This window comes from Amycolatopsis sp. N2S4-7 (genome assembly GCF_058119595.1).
In genome coordinates this window covers 5453735-5472244 of sequence record NZ_CP172299.1, presented here as the reverse complement: position 1 = coordinate 5472244, position 18510 = coordinate 5453735, and the positions used below count along the sequence as shown (strand labels likewise).

The following is an 18510-nucleotide window of genomic DNA, read 5'->3' as shown; positions in this document are numbered from 1 at the left end:
ACTCGCGCTCGCCGCCCTCGGCGCGGTCGCCCTCACCGCCGCTGCCGTTGTTCCCGTCTCGCCCTCCGCCAACCCCGGATTCGCCGGCTGGCCGTGGCTGGCCCTTCTCGCGCTCGGTCCGGTCGTGGCCGCCGCTTGGGCTGCCGCCGCCGGGAAGGCCGGGCTCGGCAAGGGACTTCTCCTCGGCCTGGCCGCCCTCGCTCCCGGCCGGCTCGTTCTCGACCTGCAGTTCGCCGTCAACGGGCCGCTCACCATCCGGCCCGAGCTCTACCTGCCCGACCGGTTCGTCGGCGGCTCGGCGGTCGGTGCCGGGTTCTGGCTGCTCGTCGCCGGGGACGTCCTCACCGCGGCCGCCGGTGTCGTCGCCTGGCGGGCGCACCGGACCGCCGACGAACAGCCCGAACGACGCCGCTGGCGGTTGCTCGTTCCGCTGCTCGCCGTCACCGCCTCGGTCGGGTTGCTGACTGCTCCCGTCCGCTCGGACAACGGCTTCCTGCTCGCCCGCGCCGCTTTCGAAGGGCCGTGGCCCGCGCTCGGCGGTTATCTCCTGCTCGCCGCCGCGCTGCCGCTGACCGCCGTCTTCGCGCTGGCCGCCCCGGCCGAAAGCACCGCGCGCGGCGCCCTGGCCGGACTGACCGCCGCCGCCTTCGGGGTCGCCGTGCCGCCCGTGCTGGCCGGCCTGCTGCGGACCGACCTGCACGTCACCTGGGGTCCCCTCGTCGTGCTCGGCGCGACAGCGATCATCGCCGGCCTCGCGTTCACGCGGCTGAGCGAACGAGCCGAAAAGCCCGAAGCCGACCTCGCCGGCGCCGCGAAGCTGCCCGGGCTCTTCTGGTGGCGGCTCACCACCGGCCTGCTCGGCCTGGCCACCGCGATCGCCGCCCTGATCGGCACCTTCGCGCCGCAGGTCGCCGTCACCGCGCTCAACCCCGGCGCCACCACGCCGGTCAGCGCGGCCGCCGAGAGCCCCGCGCGCTCGTTCCTGCTCGTCGCCGCCCTCGTCCTCGCCGTCCTCGCCCTCGGCGTCCTGGTCCCGAAGACCGCACCGGCGGCGCGGCCGGTGCTCGGGATCGCCTGGGCCGGGATCGTCCTGGCCGGCACCGCCGTCCTGAACACCGCGCTGACCGCCACCCAGGCCGGCAACCTCGCCGGCTTCGGCGGCACCGGCGCCACCCCGGCCTTCACCTACGACCTCGGCGCCGGCGCGGCCTGGACGTTCGCCGCGCTCGTGCTCGCCGTCCTGGTCGCGCTCGCCGCCGTCGGGACCGGCGTCGTGGAACGCGAAGACGCGGGGAACGGCACCGAGCCGGGCAGGAACGTCCTCACACCCGTCGTCGCCGGCGCGGTGCTGGCCGTCGCCGCGTTCGGGCTGCCCGTCTTCAGCGTCCCGGGCTACGTCGTGCCCGGGCTCTGGTCGAACTTCGACACGCCTTCGTGGGGCCTGCTGACCGCCGTCGTGGTCGTCGTCGGCGCGGCCGCGCTGGCGCTGCGGTCCCGGCCGAAGCCGGCGGCGGCCCTGCTGACCGGCGCCGCGCTGCTCGTCGCGCTGCACGCCGCGGAACTGCCGCTCGTCGGCAGCGCCCTCGGCGACGCGAGCCCGTCGACCGGCTTCTGGGTCGCCCTCGCCGCCGCGGTCGCCCTGCTCGTCGCCGCGGGAACGGCCGCCGCCGGCGGACGCCGTGAGCCGTGACCGCCTGCGGGTGCTCGTCGTCGAGTTCGCCCGCCCCGACCCGGCCGCGGTCGCGCTCGGCCGGGTCCTGCGCGACGAGGGCATGGAGGTCGTCCACGCCGGCCCGCTGGACACCGTCGAGCAGGTCGTCCGCACCGCCGAGCAGGAGGACCCGGACGCCGTCGGCGTGCTCGGGGAACGTCCTCCCCAGGACCTGAAAGCCCTTCTCGGCGAGGTGCGCGTCTTCACGAACGACGACTTCGCGACCCCGGAAGAAGCGGCGAACTGGCTCGCCGGTGGGCGGTCTCACACCCCGGACGCACCGTCTGACCGCGCACGGTGACCGACTTCACCAGGTGCGGAGTGCCCTGCGTTCGCGCAGGTCGCTAACCTCGACTGGTCCGACAGCGCGGTCCGGTAACGGGCCACCACAGTGGCGTGTCGTCAGGAGACTGGAGTAGTGGACCTCTACGAGTACCAGGCGAGGGATCTCTTCGCCGCCCACGGAGTACCGGTTCTGCCGGGAGCCGTGGCTAGCACCCCCGAAGAAGCCAAGACCGCCGCGGAGCAGATCGGCAACCAGGTCGTCGTCAAGGCGCAGGTGAAGGTCGGCGGCCGCGGGAAGGCGGGCGGCGTCAAGCTGGCCCAGACGCCGGACGAGGCGAAGGAGAAGGCGGAAGCCATCCTCGGCCTCGACATCAAGGGCCACATCACGCGTCGCGTGCTCGTGGCCGAAGCCTCGGACATCGCGTCCGAGTACTACTTCTCCTTCCTGCTGGACCGCGCGAACCGCACGTTCCTGGCGATGGCGTCCTCCGAGGGCGGCATGGAGATCGAGCAGCTCGCCGTCGAGCGCCCCGAAGCGCTCGCGAAGATCCCCGTCGACGCGATCGCCGGCGTGGACAAGGCCAAGGCGCTCGAGATCCTGAAGGCCGGCAACTTCCCGGCCGACATCATCGACGAGGCCGCCGACGTCGTCGTGAAGCTCTGGGAGACCTTCGTCTCCGAGGACGCCACCCTGGTCGAGGTCAACCCGCTGGTCCGTGACCCGCAGGACAAGATCATCGCCCTCGACGGCAAGGTCACCCTCGACGAGAACGCCTCCTTCCGCCAGCCGGGCCACGAAGCCCTGGTGGACAAGGAAGCCGAGAACCCCCTCGAAGCCAAGGCCAAGGCCAAGGACCTCAACTACGTCAAGCTCGACGGCGAGGTCGGCATCATCGGCAACGGCGCGGGCCTCGTGATGTCCACTTTGGACGTCGTGGCGTACGCGGGCGAGAAGCACGGCGGCGTGAAGCCCGCCAACTTCCTCGACATCGGCGGCGGCGCGTCGGCGGAGGTCATGGCGGCCGGGCTGGACGTCATCCTCAACGACACCGACGTGAAGAGCGTCTTCGTCAACGTCTTCGGCGGCATCACCGCCTGCGACGCGGTCGCGAACGGCATCGTCGAGGCCCTGAAGATCCTGGGCGACGAGGCCTCCAAGCCGCTGGTCGTCCGCCTGGACGGCAACAACGTCGTCGAGGGTCGCCAGATCCTGGCCGACGCGAACCACCCGCTGGTCACCGTGGTGGACACAATGGACAACGCGGCCGACAAGGCTGCCGAGCTCGCCGCGGCAGGTGCGTGAGATGTCGATCTTCCTCAACGAGAACAGCAAGGTCATCGTCCAGGGGCTCACCGGCTCCGAGGGCATGAAGCACGCCACCAAGATGCTGAAGTCCGGCACCAACATCGTGGGCGGTGTCAACGCCCGCAAGGCCGGCCAGACCGTCACGATCGAGGGCAAGGACCTCACGGTCTTCGGCACCGTCGAAGAGGCGATCAAGGAGACCGGCGCCGACGTGTCGGTCATCTTCGTGCCGCCGAAGTTCGCCAAGGACGCGGTCATCGAGGCGATCGACGCCGCGATCCCGCTCGCCGTGGTGATCACCGAGGGCATCCCGGTGCACGACTCGGCCTACTTCTGGGCCCACGCCGTCGCGAAGGGCAACACGACCCGCATCATCGGGCCGAACTGCCCCGGCGTGATCAGCCCCGGCAAGTCGAACGCCGGCATCATCCCGGCCGACATCACCGGCCCCGGCAACATCGGCCTCGTGTCGAAGTCCGGCACGCTGACCTACCAGATGATGTACGAGCTGCGGGACATCGGCTTCTCGACCGCGGTCGGCATCGGCGGTGACCCGATCATCGGCACCACGCACATCGACGCCCTCGAGGCGTTCGAGGCGGACCCCGAGACCAAGGTCATCGTGATGATCGGCGAAATCGGCGGCGACGCCGAAGAGCGCGCCGCGGCGTACATCAAGGAGAACGTGACGAAGCCGGTCGTCGGCTACGTCGCGGGCTTCACCGCGCCCGAGGGCAAGACCATGGGCCACGCCGGCGCCATCGTCTCCGGCTCCTCCGGCACGGCCGCCGCGAAGAAGGAGGCCCTCGAGGCCGCCGGCGTCAAGGTCGGCAAGACCCCGAGCGAGACCGCCGTCCTCGCGCGTGAGCTGTACAACAGCCTCGGCTGAGTACGGGCAGTAATCGCAGGTAGAGCCGGGCACCCACGAGGTGCCCGGCTCTTCCGCGTTTCCGGACGAAACCTCCCGAGGTATTCACGCGTCTGGTGGGCTGGCGGCCTTCGAGTGCGCTAGCGTTCTGCGCACACAAGCCGCCTCGTCTTCCCCCCGGGTGCCCGCGCGCGCCCGGAGTGCCGGTCGAACCGACAGGAGTGCATCCGATGACCTTCCCCAGCGGCGGGCCCGGCTACCCCCAGCAGGGTGGCGGCCAGCAGCCCCCCGGACCGCCGCCCACCGGCGGCTTCGCACAGCAGCCGCACTCGCACCAGGCGCCGTCGGGGGCCGCGGGCCTGCCCCAGAACCTGCCGCTCCTGCTCGCCCTGGTGGTCGCGGTCTTCGGCCTCGTCCAGTACTTCCTCGGCTTCTCCGACAACGCCGACGTCGGCCTCGGCACGACGCTGCTGCTGGCCGGCGGCCTCCTCGCCGGGCTGCACGCGCTGCCGAAGGGCCCGAAGACGCTGCCGTTCGCGGCGCTGTTGAGCGTCCTCGGCGCGCTCGACGTCCTGGACACGCTGGTCTCGCTGCAGACGACGCCCGGCATCGTCACCGTCATCCTGATCCTGGCGATCCTGCAGATGATCGTCGCGGTCGGCGCGCTGCTGATCGAGCACGACGTGATCAAGCCGCCGTCGCCGAAGCCCGCCGCGCCGTCCTACGGCGGCCAGTACGGCCAGCAGGGTGGCCAGCAGCAGTACGGCCAGCAGGGGCAGCAGTTCGGCCAGCCGGGCCACGGGCCGGTTTCCCAGGCCGGGGAGCCGTCGGCGCCGTTCTCGCAGCCGGGCCAGTACGGCTCGCCGAACCCGCCGTCGACCACCCCGCCGCCGGGGCAGCAGGCCACGACGTACGCCCCGCAGCAGGGCCAGTTCTTCCAGCAGCCGCCGCCGGAGAACCCGGGCACCCCGCCCGGCGGCTTCGGCAAGTCGAACTGACGCAGCTCACGACAAACACCCGCTGTGACCCTCGGTGTCACAGCGGGTGTTTTGCACCCGGGGGTTACCCGACCGGGTGGGTTAGCTTCCCCACGCTGCCCGGCGGCGGCGTGGCTCACCCGGACGGAGCAGCCCGGATGTCAGGGTGCGGATCATGGAGCTGCTCACCGACGACCCTCGCCCGCCGGGCGAAGAGGTGGGCGACCCCGGACCCGACGTCCAACTCTCCCGGGCGGCGCGGGTGCGGGTGTTGCTCGCCGCCGCACTCGGACCGCTGGTCACCGGCTATGCCGCCGTCGCGACCGTGCTGGCCCTGATCGCCCTCACGGCGGAGCACACCGTCTTCTCCGGCACCGGTGTGCTGCTGGCCGCCGGGCCCGGCTGGCTCGCCGCGCACCAGGTGCGCCTCGGCATCGGCGGTCACCCACTCGGGGTACTGCCGCTGCTGCCGACGCTTGGCGCGGTCGCGCTGGCCGCGCGGACGGCGTCCGGCGCCGCCGAGCGCCTCGGCTGCCGATCGGCCCGCGAAGCGCGGCCGGTCCTGGTCACGATCACCGGCGCGCACGCGGTGCTGGGGCTCGTCATCGCGCTCGCCGCGCAGGGCTCGCCGGTGACGGCCCACCCGGTGCTCGCCTTCGCCGTGCCCGGGCTGCTCGCCGCGGCGGCCTCGTTCGCCGGGATCACCCGGCGCTGCGGGCTGCCGGACGTCGTCGCCGACCGCCTCGACCCGCTGGCGCTGCGCGGGCTCCGGGCCGGTGCGCTGGGCCTCGCCGTGCTGGTGGCCTGCGGCGCCGGCGTGTTCACCGTCGCGACCGCGCTGTCCTGGCGGACGGTGTCCGACACGTACGAGCCCGCGCTCGGCAGCAGCTTCGGGCTCCTCCTGCTCTCCGTCCTGTACCTGCCGAACGCCGTGACGGCCGCGCTCTCCTTCGTCACCGGGCCCGGCTTCTCGATCGGCGACCTGAACGTCGGCGTGTTCGGCTACCGCGGCGGTGCCGTACCCGGGGTCCCGCTGCTCGGCGGGCTGCCCGAGCACCACGCGACGTGGTGGCCGGCACTGCTGGTGCTGCCCGCGGCGGCCGGTGCGCTGGTCGGCTGGTCGCTGCGCAAGGCCGACGCCGATCCGGCGCAGCGCATCCGCGCGGTCGCGGTGGCCGGCGCGGTCGTCGCGCTCGGGTGCGTCCTGCTGGGCACGCTGTCCGGCGGACGGCTCGGCGACGGCCCGTTCGACCCGGTGAGCGTGCCGGTCGGCGTCGCTTCGGTGGTCGCCTTCTGCTGGATCGTCATCCCGGGTTCGTTCGTGGCGTTCTTCGCCGGTGAGCACGAGCCGCCGGCGCCGCCGCCCGAGGCGCTCGAAGACAACCAGGCCTTCGAGGACGCCGACGCGGTCGACGCCGAAGAAGCGTCCGAAGCGGTCGAGGAGCTCGAAGCGTCCGGAGCATCAGAAGCGTCCGAAGAGGACGAAGAGACTCCGGACGAGCCCGAAGAGTCCGACGAGGACGCGGAGTTCGAAGCCGAGGCGGACGCCGAACTGGGCCTCGACGAGGCTCCCGAAACGGACGACGCTGTGACCGGAGGCACCGAGACCTGCGGCGACGTCGAGCCGGGCGAGGCCGACCGTTAGGGTTGACGTGACCTGGTGAAGCGCCGTGCGCCCGGCTGCGCACCGCCCGCGGCAAGGAGCCCGCTCTGTCTCAACGGTTGGACCTGCCCACTCCGGTGAAGCTCGTCGTGCTCGCGTCGGGCTCCGGCACCCTCCTGCAGGCGGTGCTGGACGCCACCGGGCGGTCCGGCTTCCCGGCCAAGGTCGTCGCCGTCGGCGCCGACCGCACCGGCATCGAAGCCCTCACCCGGGCCGAGCGCCTGAGCATCCCGGCGTTCACCGTCCGCGTCGCCGACCACCCCGACCGCGCCGCCTGGGACAAGGCGCTGACCGAGGCCGTCGCGGCGTACCGGCCCGACCTGGTCGTCTCCGCCGGGTTCATGAAGATCCTCGGCGAGCAGTTCCTGGGCCGCTTCACGGTGATCAACACGCACCCGGCGCTGCTCCCGTCGTTCCCCGGGATGCACGCGGTCCGCGACGCCCTCGCCGCCGGGGTCAAGGTCACCGGCTCGACCGTGCACTTCGCGGACGCCGGGGTCGACACCGGGCCGATCATCGCCCAGGAGGCGGTCGCCGTGGAGAGCGACGACGACGAAGACGTCCTGCACGAACGGATCAAGGCCGTCGAACGCAGGCTGCTGGTGGAAACGATCGAGCGACTCGGCCGCGGTGGCTGCACCGTGGACGGACGAAAGGTGACATTTCGTGAGCACTGACCTGGGACGGCGCCCGGTCCGCCGGGCGCTGATCGGCGTCTCGGACAAGGCGGGCCTCCTGGACCTCGCGACCGGCTTGCACGCGGCCGGCGTCGAGATCGTCTCCACCGGCGGGACGGCGAAGGCCATCGCCGACGCCGGTGTCCCGGTCACCCCGGTCGAGCAGGTCACCGGTTTCCCGGAGTCGCTGGACGGCCGCGTCAAGACGCTGCACCCGAACGTGCACGCCGGGCTGCTGGCCGACCAGGGCAACCCGGACCACGTTGAACAGCTGCGCAAGCTGGACATCGCGGCGTTCGACCTGCTGGTGGTCAACCTGTACCCGTTCGCGCAGACCGTCGCGTCCGGCGCGAGCGCCGAGGACTGCGTCGAGAACATCGACATCGGCGGCCCGGCGATGGTCCGCGCCGCGGCGAAGAACCACGGCAGCGTCGCGGTCGTCGTCGACCCGGCCCGCTACGGCTGGGTGCTCGAGCGCGTCGCCGACGGCGGCTTCGAGTTCGAAGACCGCAAGCGGCTCGCCGCGCAGGCGTACGCGCACACGGCGGCCTACGACACGGCTGTCGCGTCGTGGTTCGCCAGCGCGTACGCGCCCGCGGACGACGCCGGCTTCCCGGACTTCCTCGGCGCCACCTGGGAACGCGCCGACGTCCTGCGCTACGGCGAGAACCCGCACCAGAAGGCCGCGCTGTACAAGAGCGACCGGCCCGGCCTGGCGCACGCCGAGCAGCTGCACGGCAAGGCCATGTCGTACAACAACTACGTCGACACCGATGCCGCGCGCCGGGCCGCGTTCGACTTCGCCGAGCCCGCCGTCGCGATCATCAAGCACGCCAACCCGTGCGGCATCGCGGTCGGCACCGACATCGCCGAGGCGCACCGCAAGGCGCACGCGTGCGACCCGGTTTCGGCCTACGGCGGCGTCATCGCGACGAACCGGCCGGTCAGCCGCGAGGCGGCCGAGCAGATCGGCGAGGTGTTCACCGAGGTCGTGCTGGCGCCGGACTTCGACGCCGAGGCCCTGGAAATCCTGCAGCGCAAGAAGAACATCCGGCTGCTGAAGCTGCCGGCGGCCCCGGCGTCGCCGATCGAGTTCCGCCCGATCTCCGGCGGTGTCCTGCTGCAGACGGTCGACGCGATCGACGCTCCGGGCGACGACCCCGCGTCCTGGACGCTCGCCACCGGCACCCCGGCCGACGAGCAGACCCTGCGCGACCTCGAGTTCGCGTGGCGTTCGCTGCGCGCGGTCAAGTCGAACGCGATCCTGCTGGCCGCCGACGGCGCGACCGTCGGCGTCGGCATGGGCCAGGTCAACCGGGTCGACTCGTCGCGGCTCGCGGTCACCCGGGCGGGCGACCGGGCCAAGGGCTCGGTCGGTGCGTCGGACGCGTTCTTCCCGTTCCCGGACGGCCTGGAAGTGCTGGTCGAGGCGGGCGTCCGCGCGATCGTGCAGCCCGGCGGCTCGGTCCGGGACGCCGAGGTCATCGCGGCCGCGGAGAAGGCCGGTGTCACGATGTACCTGACGGGGACGCGCCACTTCGCGCACTGACCCGCGCTTCGAGAGGGAGGGCTCGATGCAGCAGCCGCCGCCGTACGGCCAAGGTCAGCAGGGGTACCCGGGCTATCCGCAGCAGCAGCCCGGGTACCCCCAGCAGCCCGGCTACCCGCCACCGGGCTACCCGCCGCAGCAGGGGTACCCGCCACCCGGGTACGGCGCGCCGATGCCGCCGCCGAAGAAGAAGCGGACCGGGCTGGTCCTCGGCGTCATCGGCGGGGTCGTGGTGCTGCTCGGCGCCGGCATCCCGCTCGGGATCGTCGCGAGCGACTACTTCGCGAGCACCGGCGAGGCACCGTCGTCCTCGCCGGTGCCCGCCGAGTGCCAGGTTCCGGCGCCGGTGCTGGCGAAGGCCGGGTTCCCGAGCTTCGTCCTGGCCGGCCAAGGCGCCCAGGACCTGCCGGGGCTCAAGCAGGTCGGCTGCAGCTGGAAGCCGGGGCCGGACGAGAACGTCCGCGACGCCACCCTCCACGTCCAGATCACGAAGTACTCCGGGGAGAACGCGCGCGAGCAGGCGAACGACATGTTCCTGCCGACGAACCCGGAGATCCCCCCGACCGACGTCCAGGGCATCGGCGACAAGGCGGCGCTGGTCCGGCTGGCCACCAAGAGCGCGTTCAGCGGGGCCGAACTGCACGTCCTAGAGGGCACGACCGTCGTCATGGTCGAGGTGACCGGCTGGGACAAGGGCTTCTTCTCGAACTCACCGATGCCGCAGCAGGAGTCCGACGAAACCGTGAAGGCGGTCGGCGCGGAGATCGTGAAGAAGCTGGGGCGTTAAGGGCGGTCCACTGGTGGGGGCCCAGCACCGCCGGGTCGGTGGCGAACCGGTCCAGGACCGGCAGGTCCTCCTCGCGGAACGGTCGCAGCGCGACGTCGGTCACGCGGGTGCGGGCAGGCTCTTGCAGAGCGCGACCGGGAACGCCGGCTCGGCCGCCCGGATCTCCGCACAGCCGGCCGACCTGACCTGCGCGAACGACGTCCAGCCCGTGGCGCCCCAGCGGAACGCGGTGCGGGACGGTGGTTCGGCCTGGCGGTCGAGGACCAGCCAGTCCGGGTCGCAGGCGCGGGTGGTGCCCGGGCTTTCGGCGCCCGTCGCGGACACCGCCGCGCCGATCCACGCGGCGTCGCAGTGGTCGGCGGGCGGGGCGCAGGTGCCCTGGCGGTCGCAGTGGCCCCAGCCGGCGCCGAGCCGGTGCCAGGCGCTGCCGGTGTCGGAGTTGAGGATCACCGTGCGGTCCGCGACGGGCGCGGACGTGGTCAGCCGCAGCTCCGCGGGAACCTTGTCCTGGCAGCCGCCCGCCGCGGGCCGCGTCGAGTAGACGACGTCGGCGCGGATGTCGGTCTTGGCCTCCACGACCTGCTCGATGCGCGGGTCCCGGACGCAGCCCGGGTCCTTGCCGGGCAGGGCGACCTGCACGAACAGGCTGAACTCGTCGGGGCCGGGGCGGATCCCGGTGACGTCGGCGCGGAACGAGCGCCACTGCGCGCCGATGGTGGTCGGTGCCGGGGCCGCGGCCTTGGCGCCGGGCACCCCGCCGCCGGTGGTGACCACGACGGCGACGATCGCACCCGCCGCGGCCAGCGCACCGACGATCCACAGAACCCGCTGTTTCACCGTCACCCCCGGAAGTCCACGGGGCAATCTAGCCGACGCCGCAGCGTCAGGCGGGTGGACCGGGTTTTTCGCGCTGCGTGACGTCCTTCTCCAGGTACACCGCGCCGCGGATGTGGCCGCCGGCTTCGGGGGCGTCGGTGAGCCGGTAGCCGGCCCGCTGGTACAGCTCGATGTTGCGGGCGCTGCGGGCCCCGGTGAACAGCGCGAACCGGCGGGCTTCGGCGGGCGCCTGCGCCTCGGCGTGCTCGAGGAGCCGCCGGCCCAGCCCGCGCCCGGCGAGGTCCGGGGCGACCATCAGCCTGCCGAGCTCCCAGCGGTCGCCTTCGAGGCGGGCGCGCACCGCGCCGACGAGCCGGTGGTCCTGCCGCAGGACCCACACCGACCACGTCTTCGTCCAGTCGCGCACGTCTTCGAGCGTTTCGTGCAGGGCGGGGATCTCGAGGGTGTCGTTGAGGACGGCTTCCTGGACCCAGCAACAGCGTTGCAGGACCAGCAGTTCCGGGCAGTCGTCGGGCCCGGCTTCGGTGAGCTCCACGCGAGTGTGTCTAGCGAGCGGTTTCGGCGCGGGCAACTTCATTTACCGCCGCGGACGTTCCACTACCGGGTGACTTGACACCCCTGGCGGTTCACGGTTGACTTGAGTACGTCGAACAGGTGTTCGATGTGGAACCGCCGCCTTCCCCGCGGCGAACCAGCGCCGTCGGTCGTGTTTTGGGAGAGGCCCGACCGCCGGCCTAGTCCGTGGTGGGGAGGTGCGTGCGGTGACTGCTGTGGTGGAGCCGCCGGTGGCCCGGCTGGCGGCCCTGCCCGGGGTCAGCACGGCGAGCCGGGTGGCGGCCCAGGCCGAGCGGGCCAGGGCGACGGGAAGGGTGCTCCCGGTCGCCCCGGCGCTGGCCGGGCTGCTGCCCGGCGCCGGGCTCCGGCGCGGGAGCACGCTGGCGGTCCACGGCTCGACGTCCCTGCTGTTCGCCCTGCTCGCCGAGGCCACCACGGCGGGTTCGTGGGCGGCGGTGGTCGGCATGCCGTCCGTGGGGCTCGCGGCGGCGGCCGAGTACGGCGTCGACCTCGCCCGGGTGGCGCTGGTCCCACGTCCCGGGGCCGAGCTCCCGGCGGTGGTGGCGGCCCTGCTCGACGGCGTGGACGTGGTGGCGGTCCATTCGGAGACGGTCCAGACGGCCGTGGCGCGGCGGCTGTCGGCCCGGGCCCGGCACCGAGGAGCGGTGCTGCTGGCGTTCGGCGCCTGGCCGGGCGCCGACGTCGAGCTTTCGTGCCGGTTTTCGGAGTGGGCCGGTCCGGCCGACGGTTACGGCCACCTGCGGGAGCGGCAGGTGCTGGTCCGTGCCCGCGGGCGCGGTGCGGCGGCTCGTCCGGTCTCGGCGGAGTTGTGCCTCCCGGGCCTGGGCGGCGGGGTCACGTCCGCTGCGCGCGGGCTGGACGCCGCGCCGACGCTCCGCGAGGAGGCAACAGCGTGAGCGTTCGTCCAGCTGAGTCGAGGCGCCTCCCTGGGGACGCGAACCGACTGTCTGGGTACGCGAGTCGTCCGTCCAGGCACGCGTGCCGACCCCTCCTGCACATCGACCACCTTCACGGTCGGGAGGCGGTGTGACCGTCCCCAGCCAGCGCGGTACCTCCGACGCCCCCACGCGGATGCTGGTCCTGTGGTGCCCGGACTGGCCCGTCGTCGCCGCGGCGGCTGTTGCCGGTGTGCCCGTTACCCAGCCTGCCGCCGTCTTCTTCGCGAACCGGGTCGTCGCCGGGAACGCCGTTGCGCGGCGGGACGGCGTCCGGCGCGGGATGCGGCGGCGGGAAGCTCAGTCGTGCTGTCCGGAGCTGGCCGTCTTCGAGGCGGACGACGGCCGGGACGCTCGGCTCTTCGAGGCCGTCGCGCGGGCGGTCGAAGGGCTCGTCGTGGGCGTCGAGGTCGTGCGGCCGGGGCTCGTCGCCGTGCCCGTGGCCGGTGCCGCCGGGTACTTCGGGGGTGAACACGCTCTCGTCGAGCGGCTCGTCGACGAGGTGTCGGCCGCGGCGGGCGTCGAGTGCCAGGTCGGCGTCGCCGAGGGGCTCTTCGCCGCGACGCTCGCGGCGCGGCGGGGCGAGTTCGTCGAACCCGGGTGCGTAGCCGAGTTCCTGGCTCCGCTGCCCATCACCGAGCTCGACCAGCCCGGCGCCGAGCGCGCGGAGCTGGTCGACCTGCTGCGACGGCTCGGGCTGCGCACGCTCGGCGCCTTCGCGGCGCTCCCGGAGCGTGACGTCGTCAACCGCTTCGGCACCGCCGGGCTGCTCGCGCACCGCCTGGCGCGAGGACGCTCCGAACGACCGCCGCTGCGTCGCCGTCCGCCGCCGGAACTGACGTTGACCGAGGAGTTCGACCCGGTCGTCGAGCGGATCGACGTCGCGGCGTTCCTCGCCAAGGCCCTCGCGACGCGGTTCTGCGCGGACCTCGCCCGGCACGGCCTGGCCTGCACGCGGCTCGGCATCTACGCGGTCACCGAAGAAGGCGAACACCTCGGCCGGGTGTGGCGGTGCGCGGAACCCCTGACGCCCGCAGGCGTCGCCGACCGCGTTCGCTGGCAGTTCGAAGGCTGGCTGCGCGCCGCGCCGGGGCAACGCCCGACGTCCGGCGTGGTGCGGCTGCGGCTGGAACCCGAGGAGACCGTCGAAGGCCGGTCCCTGCAGCTCGACCTGTGGCAGAACGGCGGTTCCGACGAGGACGACGAGCGCGCGGCGCGGGCGTTCGTGCGCGTCCAGGGCCTGCTCGGGCCGGAGGGCGTGCTCACGCCGGTCCTCGACGGCGGTCGCGACCCCGCGAGCCGCGTCCGGCTGGTGCCGTGGGGCGACCCGCGCGAGCGGACGACGCCCGCGGACGCGACCTGGCCGGGACGCCTGCCGGCCCCGTCCCCGGCGACGGTCCTCGACCGGCCGGTGCCCGCGCAGGTCTTCGACGCCGAGGGCAGACCCATCGGCATGACGGCCCGCGAGCAGCTCACGGCGGTTCCGAAACGGCTGAGCATCGTGGGAGGCCCGCACCGTGAGGTGGTCGCCTGGGCGGGCCCGTGGCCCCTGGCCGGCGACCGACGGCGCCCGGGCCCCCGGCGAGCGCGGCTGCAGCTGGTCCTCGCAAGCGAGGGCGACGACCCGCCCGAAGCGGTGCTGGTGCACTGCGCGGGCACGGAAAATCCAGTGTGGACGGTCGAGGGAGTGTACGACTGAGCATGGACGAGGACTACGCACGAAAGCTGCGCAACTGGCTACGCGCCGAACCGGCGGCAACGGCCCGCCAAGCCGCCGACGAGCGCGAGTGGCTGCGCGAGATCCCGGCACCCCAGCCGGCTGCGGACGACGAGCAGCTACCGGAGACCGCGGGGCCCGTGGCCGGTGAGCGGCTGCCGGAGGGGGCTGCCGCTGATGAGCCCGAGTGGCCGCGGGAAATCCAGCCCGCGCGCGACGAGACCGGGGAGGTCGGCGAGCCCGAGTGGCCGCGCGTAACCCGGCCAACCGGCACCCACTACCCGAAGCTGGTGCTGATCCCGTCCCCTCGCTCCTCCGACGAGAACGGCTGCCGCATGAGCGAAGCCGAAGCTCGGAGCCGTCGGAATCATCCGTCGAGCTGGGCCCCGGCTTCCGAGCCGGGCCGCTTGAGTGGAGCCGAAGCTCAGAGTCGTGGCCCGGCTCCCGAGGCGCGTCCCATGAGCGAAGCCGAAGCTCGGAGCCGCTGGAACCATCCCTCGAACTGGCACCGCCGTCGCCGTTCCGCGAACGCCGACCAGGACCGCCCTGAAGACCGGGGCCGTTAGATGGGCTGGAACAACCCTCCCGTGCGGTGGAAGGACCTCGCTCGGACCCTCGCCGGTGGCCCGCCGCCCGGGGATCACGGGGACAGTCCTGCCTGGGGCCGGCGCCGCGAGGCCTACCAGCGGCCCGGGGACCTCCCGGCGCGCGGCAATGACGACGGCGGCGAGGCCGTCCGCGTGCCCTACGCCGAGCTGCACTGTCACTCCAACTTCAGCTTCCTCGACGGCGCCAGCCACCCCGAAGAACTCGTCGAAGAGGCCGCGCGGCTCCAGCTCGACGCCATCGCCCTCACCGATCACGACGGCATGTACGGCGTCGTCCGGTTCGCCGAGGCCGCTCGGGAACTGGGCGTCAACACCGTCTTCGGGACCGAACTCAGCTTCGGGCTGACCGGCCCGCAGAACGGCGTCGCCGACCCGGAAGGCGAGCATCTCCTGCTCCTCGCCCGCGGTGACCAGGGCTACCGGGCGCTCTGCCGCGCCATCACCGCCGGACAGATCCACCAAGAGGCCGAAAAGGGCAAACCCCTCTACGACCTCGGCGCAGTCGCCGAGGAGGTCGCCGGGCAATGCGTGGTGCTGACGGGCTGCCGCAAGGGCGCGGTGCGCTCCGCCCTCGTCCACCACGGTCCGGCAGCCGCCGCGGAGAAACTGAAAGAACTGAAAGACCGCTTCGGCCACGACAACGTCTACGTCGAACTCACCGACCACCGCCAGCCACTCGACAGCACGCACAACGACCTCCTGACGCAGCTCGCCGGCGAACTGGACCTGCCGACCGTCGCCACCACCGCCGCGCACTACGCCCGTCCGGAACGCGCTCCGCTCGCCGACGCGCTCGCCGCGATCCGGGCCCGCCGCGGCATCGACGAGCTGGAGGGCTGGCTCCCCGCCGCCGGGACGGCCTTCCTCCGCAGCGGCGCCGAAATGGACGTCCTCTTCCGCCGGTACCCCGGCGCGGTCCGCCGATCCGCGCTCCTCGGCATGGAATGCGCGTTCCCGCTCAAGCTGATCGCCCCGGAGCTGCCGCCCTTCGACGTCCCCGAGGGCCACACCGAGACGACCTACCTCCGGCACCTCACGCGGGAAGGCGCGAAAGAGCGTTTCGGGGGCAAAGAACACGAAGAAAAGGCACGCGACCAGATCGAGCACGAACTGGCCATCATCGAGGAGCTCGGCTTCCCCGGGTACTTCCTGATCGTCTGGGACATCGTGCGCTTCTGCAACGACAACAACATCCTCTGCCAGGGCCGCGGCTCGGCCGCGAACTCGGCCGTCTGCTACGCGCTCGGCATCACGAAGGTCGACTCCGTCGCGTACGAACTGCTCTTCGAGCGCTTCCTCGCCCCGGACCGCGACGGCTACCCCGACATCGACCTCGACATCGAGTCCGACCGCCGCGAGGAGGCCATCCAGTACGTCTTCCGCAAGCACGGACGCCTGAGAACCGCCCAGGTCGCGAACGTCATCACCTACCGCGCGCGCTCCGCCGTCCGCGACGCGGCGCGGGCGCTCGGCTACTCACCCGGCCAGCAGGACGCCTGGAGCAAGCAGATCGACCGCTGGGGTTCGTTGCGCAGCACCGAAAAGGACCACGACCACGACATCCCGGACGACGTCGTGCAGCTGGCGTTCGCCCTCGAGGACTTCCCGCGGCACCTGGGCATCCACTCCGGCGGGATGGTCATGTGCCAGGAGCCGGTGAGCCAGGTCGTGCCGGTCGAGTGGGCGAGGATGGCCGACCGCAGCGTGATCCAGTGGGAGAAGGAGGACTGCGCGAGCGCCGGCCTGGTCAAGTTCGACCTGCTCGGCCTCGGCATGCTCTCGGCGCTGCACTACATGATCGACCTCGTCGAGGAGTACAAGGGCGAGCGCGTCGACCTCGCCGAACTCGACCTCGCCGACGAGAAGATCTACGACATGCTGTGCCGCGCCGACGCGATCGGCGTGTTCCAGGTCGAGAGCCGGGCGCAGCTGGCGACCCTGCCCCGGCTGCAGCCGCGGGAGTTCTACGACCTCGCCGTCGAAGTGGCGCTGATCCGGCCGGGTCCGATCCAGGGCGGCTCGGTGCACCCGTACATCCGCCGCAAGCAGGGCCGCGAGCAGTGGAGCTACGACCACCCGCTGCTGGAAAAGGCGCTGCACAAGACCAAGGGCGTGCCGCTGTTCCAGGAGCAGATGATGCAGATCGCCCTGGACGTCGCGAACTTCACCGCGGCGGAGGCCGACCAGCTGCGGCACGCGATGGGGTCGAAGCGGTCGGACCGGAAGATGGACCGGCTGCGGCAGCGGTTCCTGGAGGGCGCCGCCGCGAACGGCGTCGAAGAAGAGCTCGCGCAGAAGATCTTCCTGAAGCTGAAGGCTTTCGCGAACTTCGGCTTCCCGGAGAGCCATGCGCTGAGCTTCGCGCACCTGGTGTTTTCGAGCGCCTACTTCAAGTACTACCACCCGGACGCGTTCCTGGCGGGCCTGCTGCGCGCGCAGCCGATGGGCTTCTACTCACCGCAGTCGCTGGTCGCCGACGCGCGGCGCCACGGCGTCACCGTGCACGGCCCCGACATCAACCGCAGCCTGCCGCACGCCACCCTGGAACCCGGCACCGGGAAGTTCCACGACGTGCGCACCGGGCTGAGCACCGTGCGCAAGATCGGGGACGACCTCGCGACGCGGATCGTGGCCGAGCGAAAGGAGAACGGCGACTACGCCGACATGGCCGACGTCGCCCGCCGGGTGCGGCTGACGACCCCGCAGATCGAGGCCCTGGCCACGGCAGGCGCGTTCGCCGGCTTCGGCGGTGACCGCCGTCAGGCGCTGTGGACGGCGGGCGCGGTCGCCGGGGAACGCCCGGAGAAGCTGCCGGGCCTGGTCGGCGCGCAGGCGCCGGCGCTGCCCGGGATGGACGGCCTCGACCTCGCGGCGGCGGACGTCTGGGCGACGGGCGTCTCGCCGGACAGCCACCCGACCGAGTTCATCCGCGACCGCCTCGATGCGCTCGGCGTGGTCCCGGCGAGCGGCTTGGCCGACCTCGACGACGGCGCGAGGGTGCTGGTCGGCGGCGCGGTCACCCACCGCCAGCGCCCGGCGACCGCGGCCGGGGTCACCTTCCTCAACATCGAGGACGAGACGGGGATGGTCAACGTGATCTGCACGCTCGGCCTGTGGCAGCGCTACCACCGCGTCGCGCGCGCCAGCCCGGCGCTGCTGATCCGCGGGGTGGTGGAGAAGGCCGACGGCGTGGTCAGCGTCCTGGCCGACCGCGTCGAGGCGCTGCCGATGCGGATCAAGGCGAAGTCGCGGGACTTCAGGTGAGGGGACGCCGGACGATCGTGATGATCTCCGGGCTGTTGTCGGTCACGGGACTGCGGTCCCAGTAGCCGTACTGCTCGTCGGCGACCAGCCCGGCTTCCTCGATGAACGTCGAAAGCGCTGGAACGTCGAGGAACCGCAGCGTGCTTTCGCTGTACTGCGGAGCGTCCCAGTTCGGGCTTTCGTACGTCGTCGTGAAGCTGACGTACCCGTTCTCGAACGGCCCGGCGTCGTTCCACGAGCGCACTTCGCCGGCTTCCCAGACGAGCGAAGGCGTCCAGCGTTCCCAGCCGCGGGCGGCGGGGTTGCGCGTCTCGAAGCCGAACCGGCCGCCCGGCTTCAGCGCGCGGTGGACAGCCGCGAACGCCGTCCGCAGCTCCTCGTCGGTGAGCAGCACCTGGAACGCGTGCCCGGTCATCACGGCGAAGTCGAACTCGCCGTCCCAGGCGGCGGTCGACAAATCGCCGTGCACCCACTCGATGTCGTCCCGGCGGCGGGCCTGGATGAGCATGCCCTCGGCGGGGTCGAGACCGACGAGCCGTCCTGCGTGGCCGGACTCGCGGGCCCAGTGCAGCAGGGAACCGGTGCCACACCCGACGTCGAGCACCGACTCCGCCGCCATGATCATCGGCAGGTAGAACGCGAAGTCACCGCTGCTCTCCCGCGGGTTCATCGCGTCGTAGAGCGAGGCGAGGTAGGGATCGACGTAGTCGTGGTCGGGCACGGCGTCACCGTAGTGAGCGGGCCGGGAAA

The 18510-nt window shown here is 72.6% G+C and carries 16 protein-coding genes; 13 read left to right on the top strand and 3 right to left on the bottom strand.

Going from position 1 to position 18510, the window contains the following annotated elements; translation table 11 throughout:
- The first annotated feature begins 124 nt into the window (after positions 1 to 124).
- From ACH54P_RS25465 to ACH54P_RS25425, 9 genes are all read left to right on the top strand, one after another.
- A complete protein-coding gene (locus tag ACH54P_RS25465; RefSeq protein ID WP_489905901.1) occupies positions 125 to 1690 on the top strand; it encodes a hypothetical protein in 1566 nt (521 codons plus the stop codon).
- Entirely contained in the window at positions 1680 to 2012 is a 333-nt protein-coding gene (locus ACH54P_RS25460; RefSeq protein ID WP_489905899.1) for a hypothetical protein, read from the top strand. The genes ACH54P_RS25465 and ACH54P_RS25460 overlap by 11 nt, the downstream gene beginning before the upstream one ends.
- A gap of 117 nt (positions 2013 to 2129) precedes the next feature.
- A complete protein-coding gene (sucC, locus tag ACH54P_RS25455; RefSeq protein ID WP_489905898.1) occupies positions 2130 to 3299 on the top strand; it encodes an ADP-forming succinate--CoA ligase subunit beta in 1170 nt (389 codons plus the stop codon).
- A 1-nt stretch (position 3300) separates the two neighbouring features.
- Positions 3301 to 4191 carry a succinate--CoA ligase subunit alpha gene (gene sucD / locus ACH54P_RS25450; protein ID WP_489905897.1) on the top strand — a complete coding sequence of 297 codons (891 nt, stop codon included), beginning with the start codon at positions 3301 to 3303 and terminating at the stop codon, positions 4189 to 4191.
- 209 nt (positions 4192 to 4400) lie between these two features.
- A complete protein-coding gene (locus ACH54P_RS25445) occupies positions 4401 to 5168 on the top strand; it encodes a DUF5336 domain-containing protein (RefSeq protein WP_489905896.1) in 768 nt (255 codons plus the stop codon).
- A gap of 145 nt (positions 5169 to 5313) precedes the next feature.
- A complete protein-coding gene (locus ACH54P_RS25440; RefSeq protein WP_489905895.1) occupies positions 5314 to 6792 on the top strand; it encodes a cell division protein PerM in 1479 nt (492 codons plus the stop codon).
- A gap of 77 nt (positions 6793 to 6869) precedes the next feature.
- Positions 6870 to 7487 carry a phosphoribosylglycinamide formyltransferase gene (purN, locus tag ACH54P_RS25435; RefSeq protein ID WP_489905894.1) on the top strand — a complete coding sequence of 206 codons (618 nt, stop codon included), beginning with the start codon at positions 6870 to 6872 and terminating at the stop codon, positions 7485 to 7487.
- Positions 7477 to 9036 carry a bifunctional phosphoribosylaminoimidazolecarboxamide formyltransferase/IMP cyclohydrolase gene (gene purH / locus ACH54P_RS25430; RefSeq protein ID WP_489905893.1) on the top strand — a complete coding sequence of 520 codons (1560 nt, stop codon included), beginning with the start codon at positions 7477 to 7479 and terminating at the stop codon, positions 9034 to 9036. The genes purN and purH overlap by 11 nt, the downstream gene beginning before the upstream one ends.
- Positions 9037 to 9061: 25 nt before the next feature.
- A complete protein-coding gene (locus ACH54P_RS25425) occupies positions 9062 to 9823 on the top strand; it encodes a hypothetical protein (RefSeq protein WP_489905892.1) in 762 nt (253 codons plus the stop codon).
- 99 nt (positions 9824 to 9922) lie between these two features.
- On the opposite strand, the gene ACH54P_RS25420 is transcribed toward ACH54P_RS25425, so the two are convergent.
- Together ACH54P_RS25420 and ACH54P_RS25415 are read right to left on the bottom strand one after the other, a co-directional pair.
- The gene (locus ACH54P_RS25420; protein WP_489905891.1) at positions 9923 to 10666 is read right to left on the bottom strand and encodes a hypothetical protein; all 744 of its coding nucleotides are present in this window, start codon (positions 10664 to 10666) and stop codon (positions 9923 to 9925) included.
- Positions 10667 to 10706: 40 nt separating this feature from the next.
- Complete coding sequence (locus tag ACH54P_RS25415) at positions 10707 to 11195, bottom strand: GNAT family N-acetyltransferase (protein WP_489905890.1); 489 nt, start codon at positions 11193 to 11195, stop codon at positions 10707 to 10709.
- Positions 11196 to 11421: 226 nt separating this feature from the next.
- On the opposite strand from ACH54P_RS25415, the gene ACH54P_RS25410 reads away from it, so the two are divergent.
- The 4 genes from ACH54P_RS25410 (at position 11422) to ACH54P_RS25395 (ending at position 17760) form a co-directional block, all read left to right on the top strand.
- The gene (locus ACH54P_RS25410) at positions 11422 to 12132 is read left to right on the top strand and encodes a hypothetical protein (RefSeq protein ID WP_489905889.1); all 711 of its coding nucleotides are present in this window, start codon (positions 11422 to 11424) and stop codon (positions 12130 to 12132) included.
- A gap of 175 nt (positions 12133 to 12307) precedes the next feature.
- Positions 12308 to 13870, top strand: coding sequence for a DNA polymerase Y family protein (locus ACH54P_RS25405; RefSeq protein ID WP_489916626.1), 1563 nt, complete (start codon positions 12308 to 12310; stop codon positions 13868 to 13870).
- A gap of 2 nt (positions 13871 to 13872) precedes the next feature.
- Positions 13873 to 14454, top strand: a complete 582-nt coding sequence (locus ACH54P_RS25400; protein ID WP_489905887.1) for a hypothetical protein — start codon at positions 13873 to 13875, stop codon at positions 14452 to 14454.
- Positions 14455 to 17760 carry an error-prone DNA polymerase gene (locus ACH54P_RS25395; RefSeq protein ID WP_489905886.1) on the top strand — a complete coding sequence of 1102 codons (3306 nt, stop codon included), beginning with the start codon at positions 14455 to 14457 and terminating at the stop codon, positions 17758 to 17760. It abuts the gene before it with no gap.
- On the opposite strand, the gene ACH54P_RS25390 is transcribed toward ACH54P_RS25395, so the two are convergent.
- Positions 17753 to 18481, bottom strand: coding sequence for a class I SAM-dependent methyltransferase (locus tag ACH54P_RS25390; protein WP_489905885.1), 729 nt, complete (start codon positions 18479 to 18481; stop codon positions 17753 to 17755). The genes ACH54P_RS25395 and ACH54P_RS25390 overlap by 8 nt on opposite strands.
- Positions 18482 to 18510 lie beyond the last annotated feature (29 nt).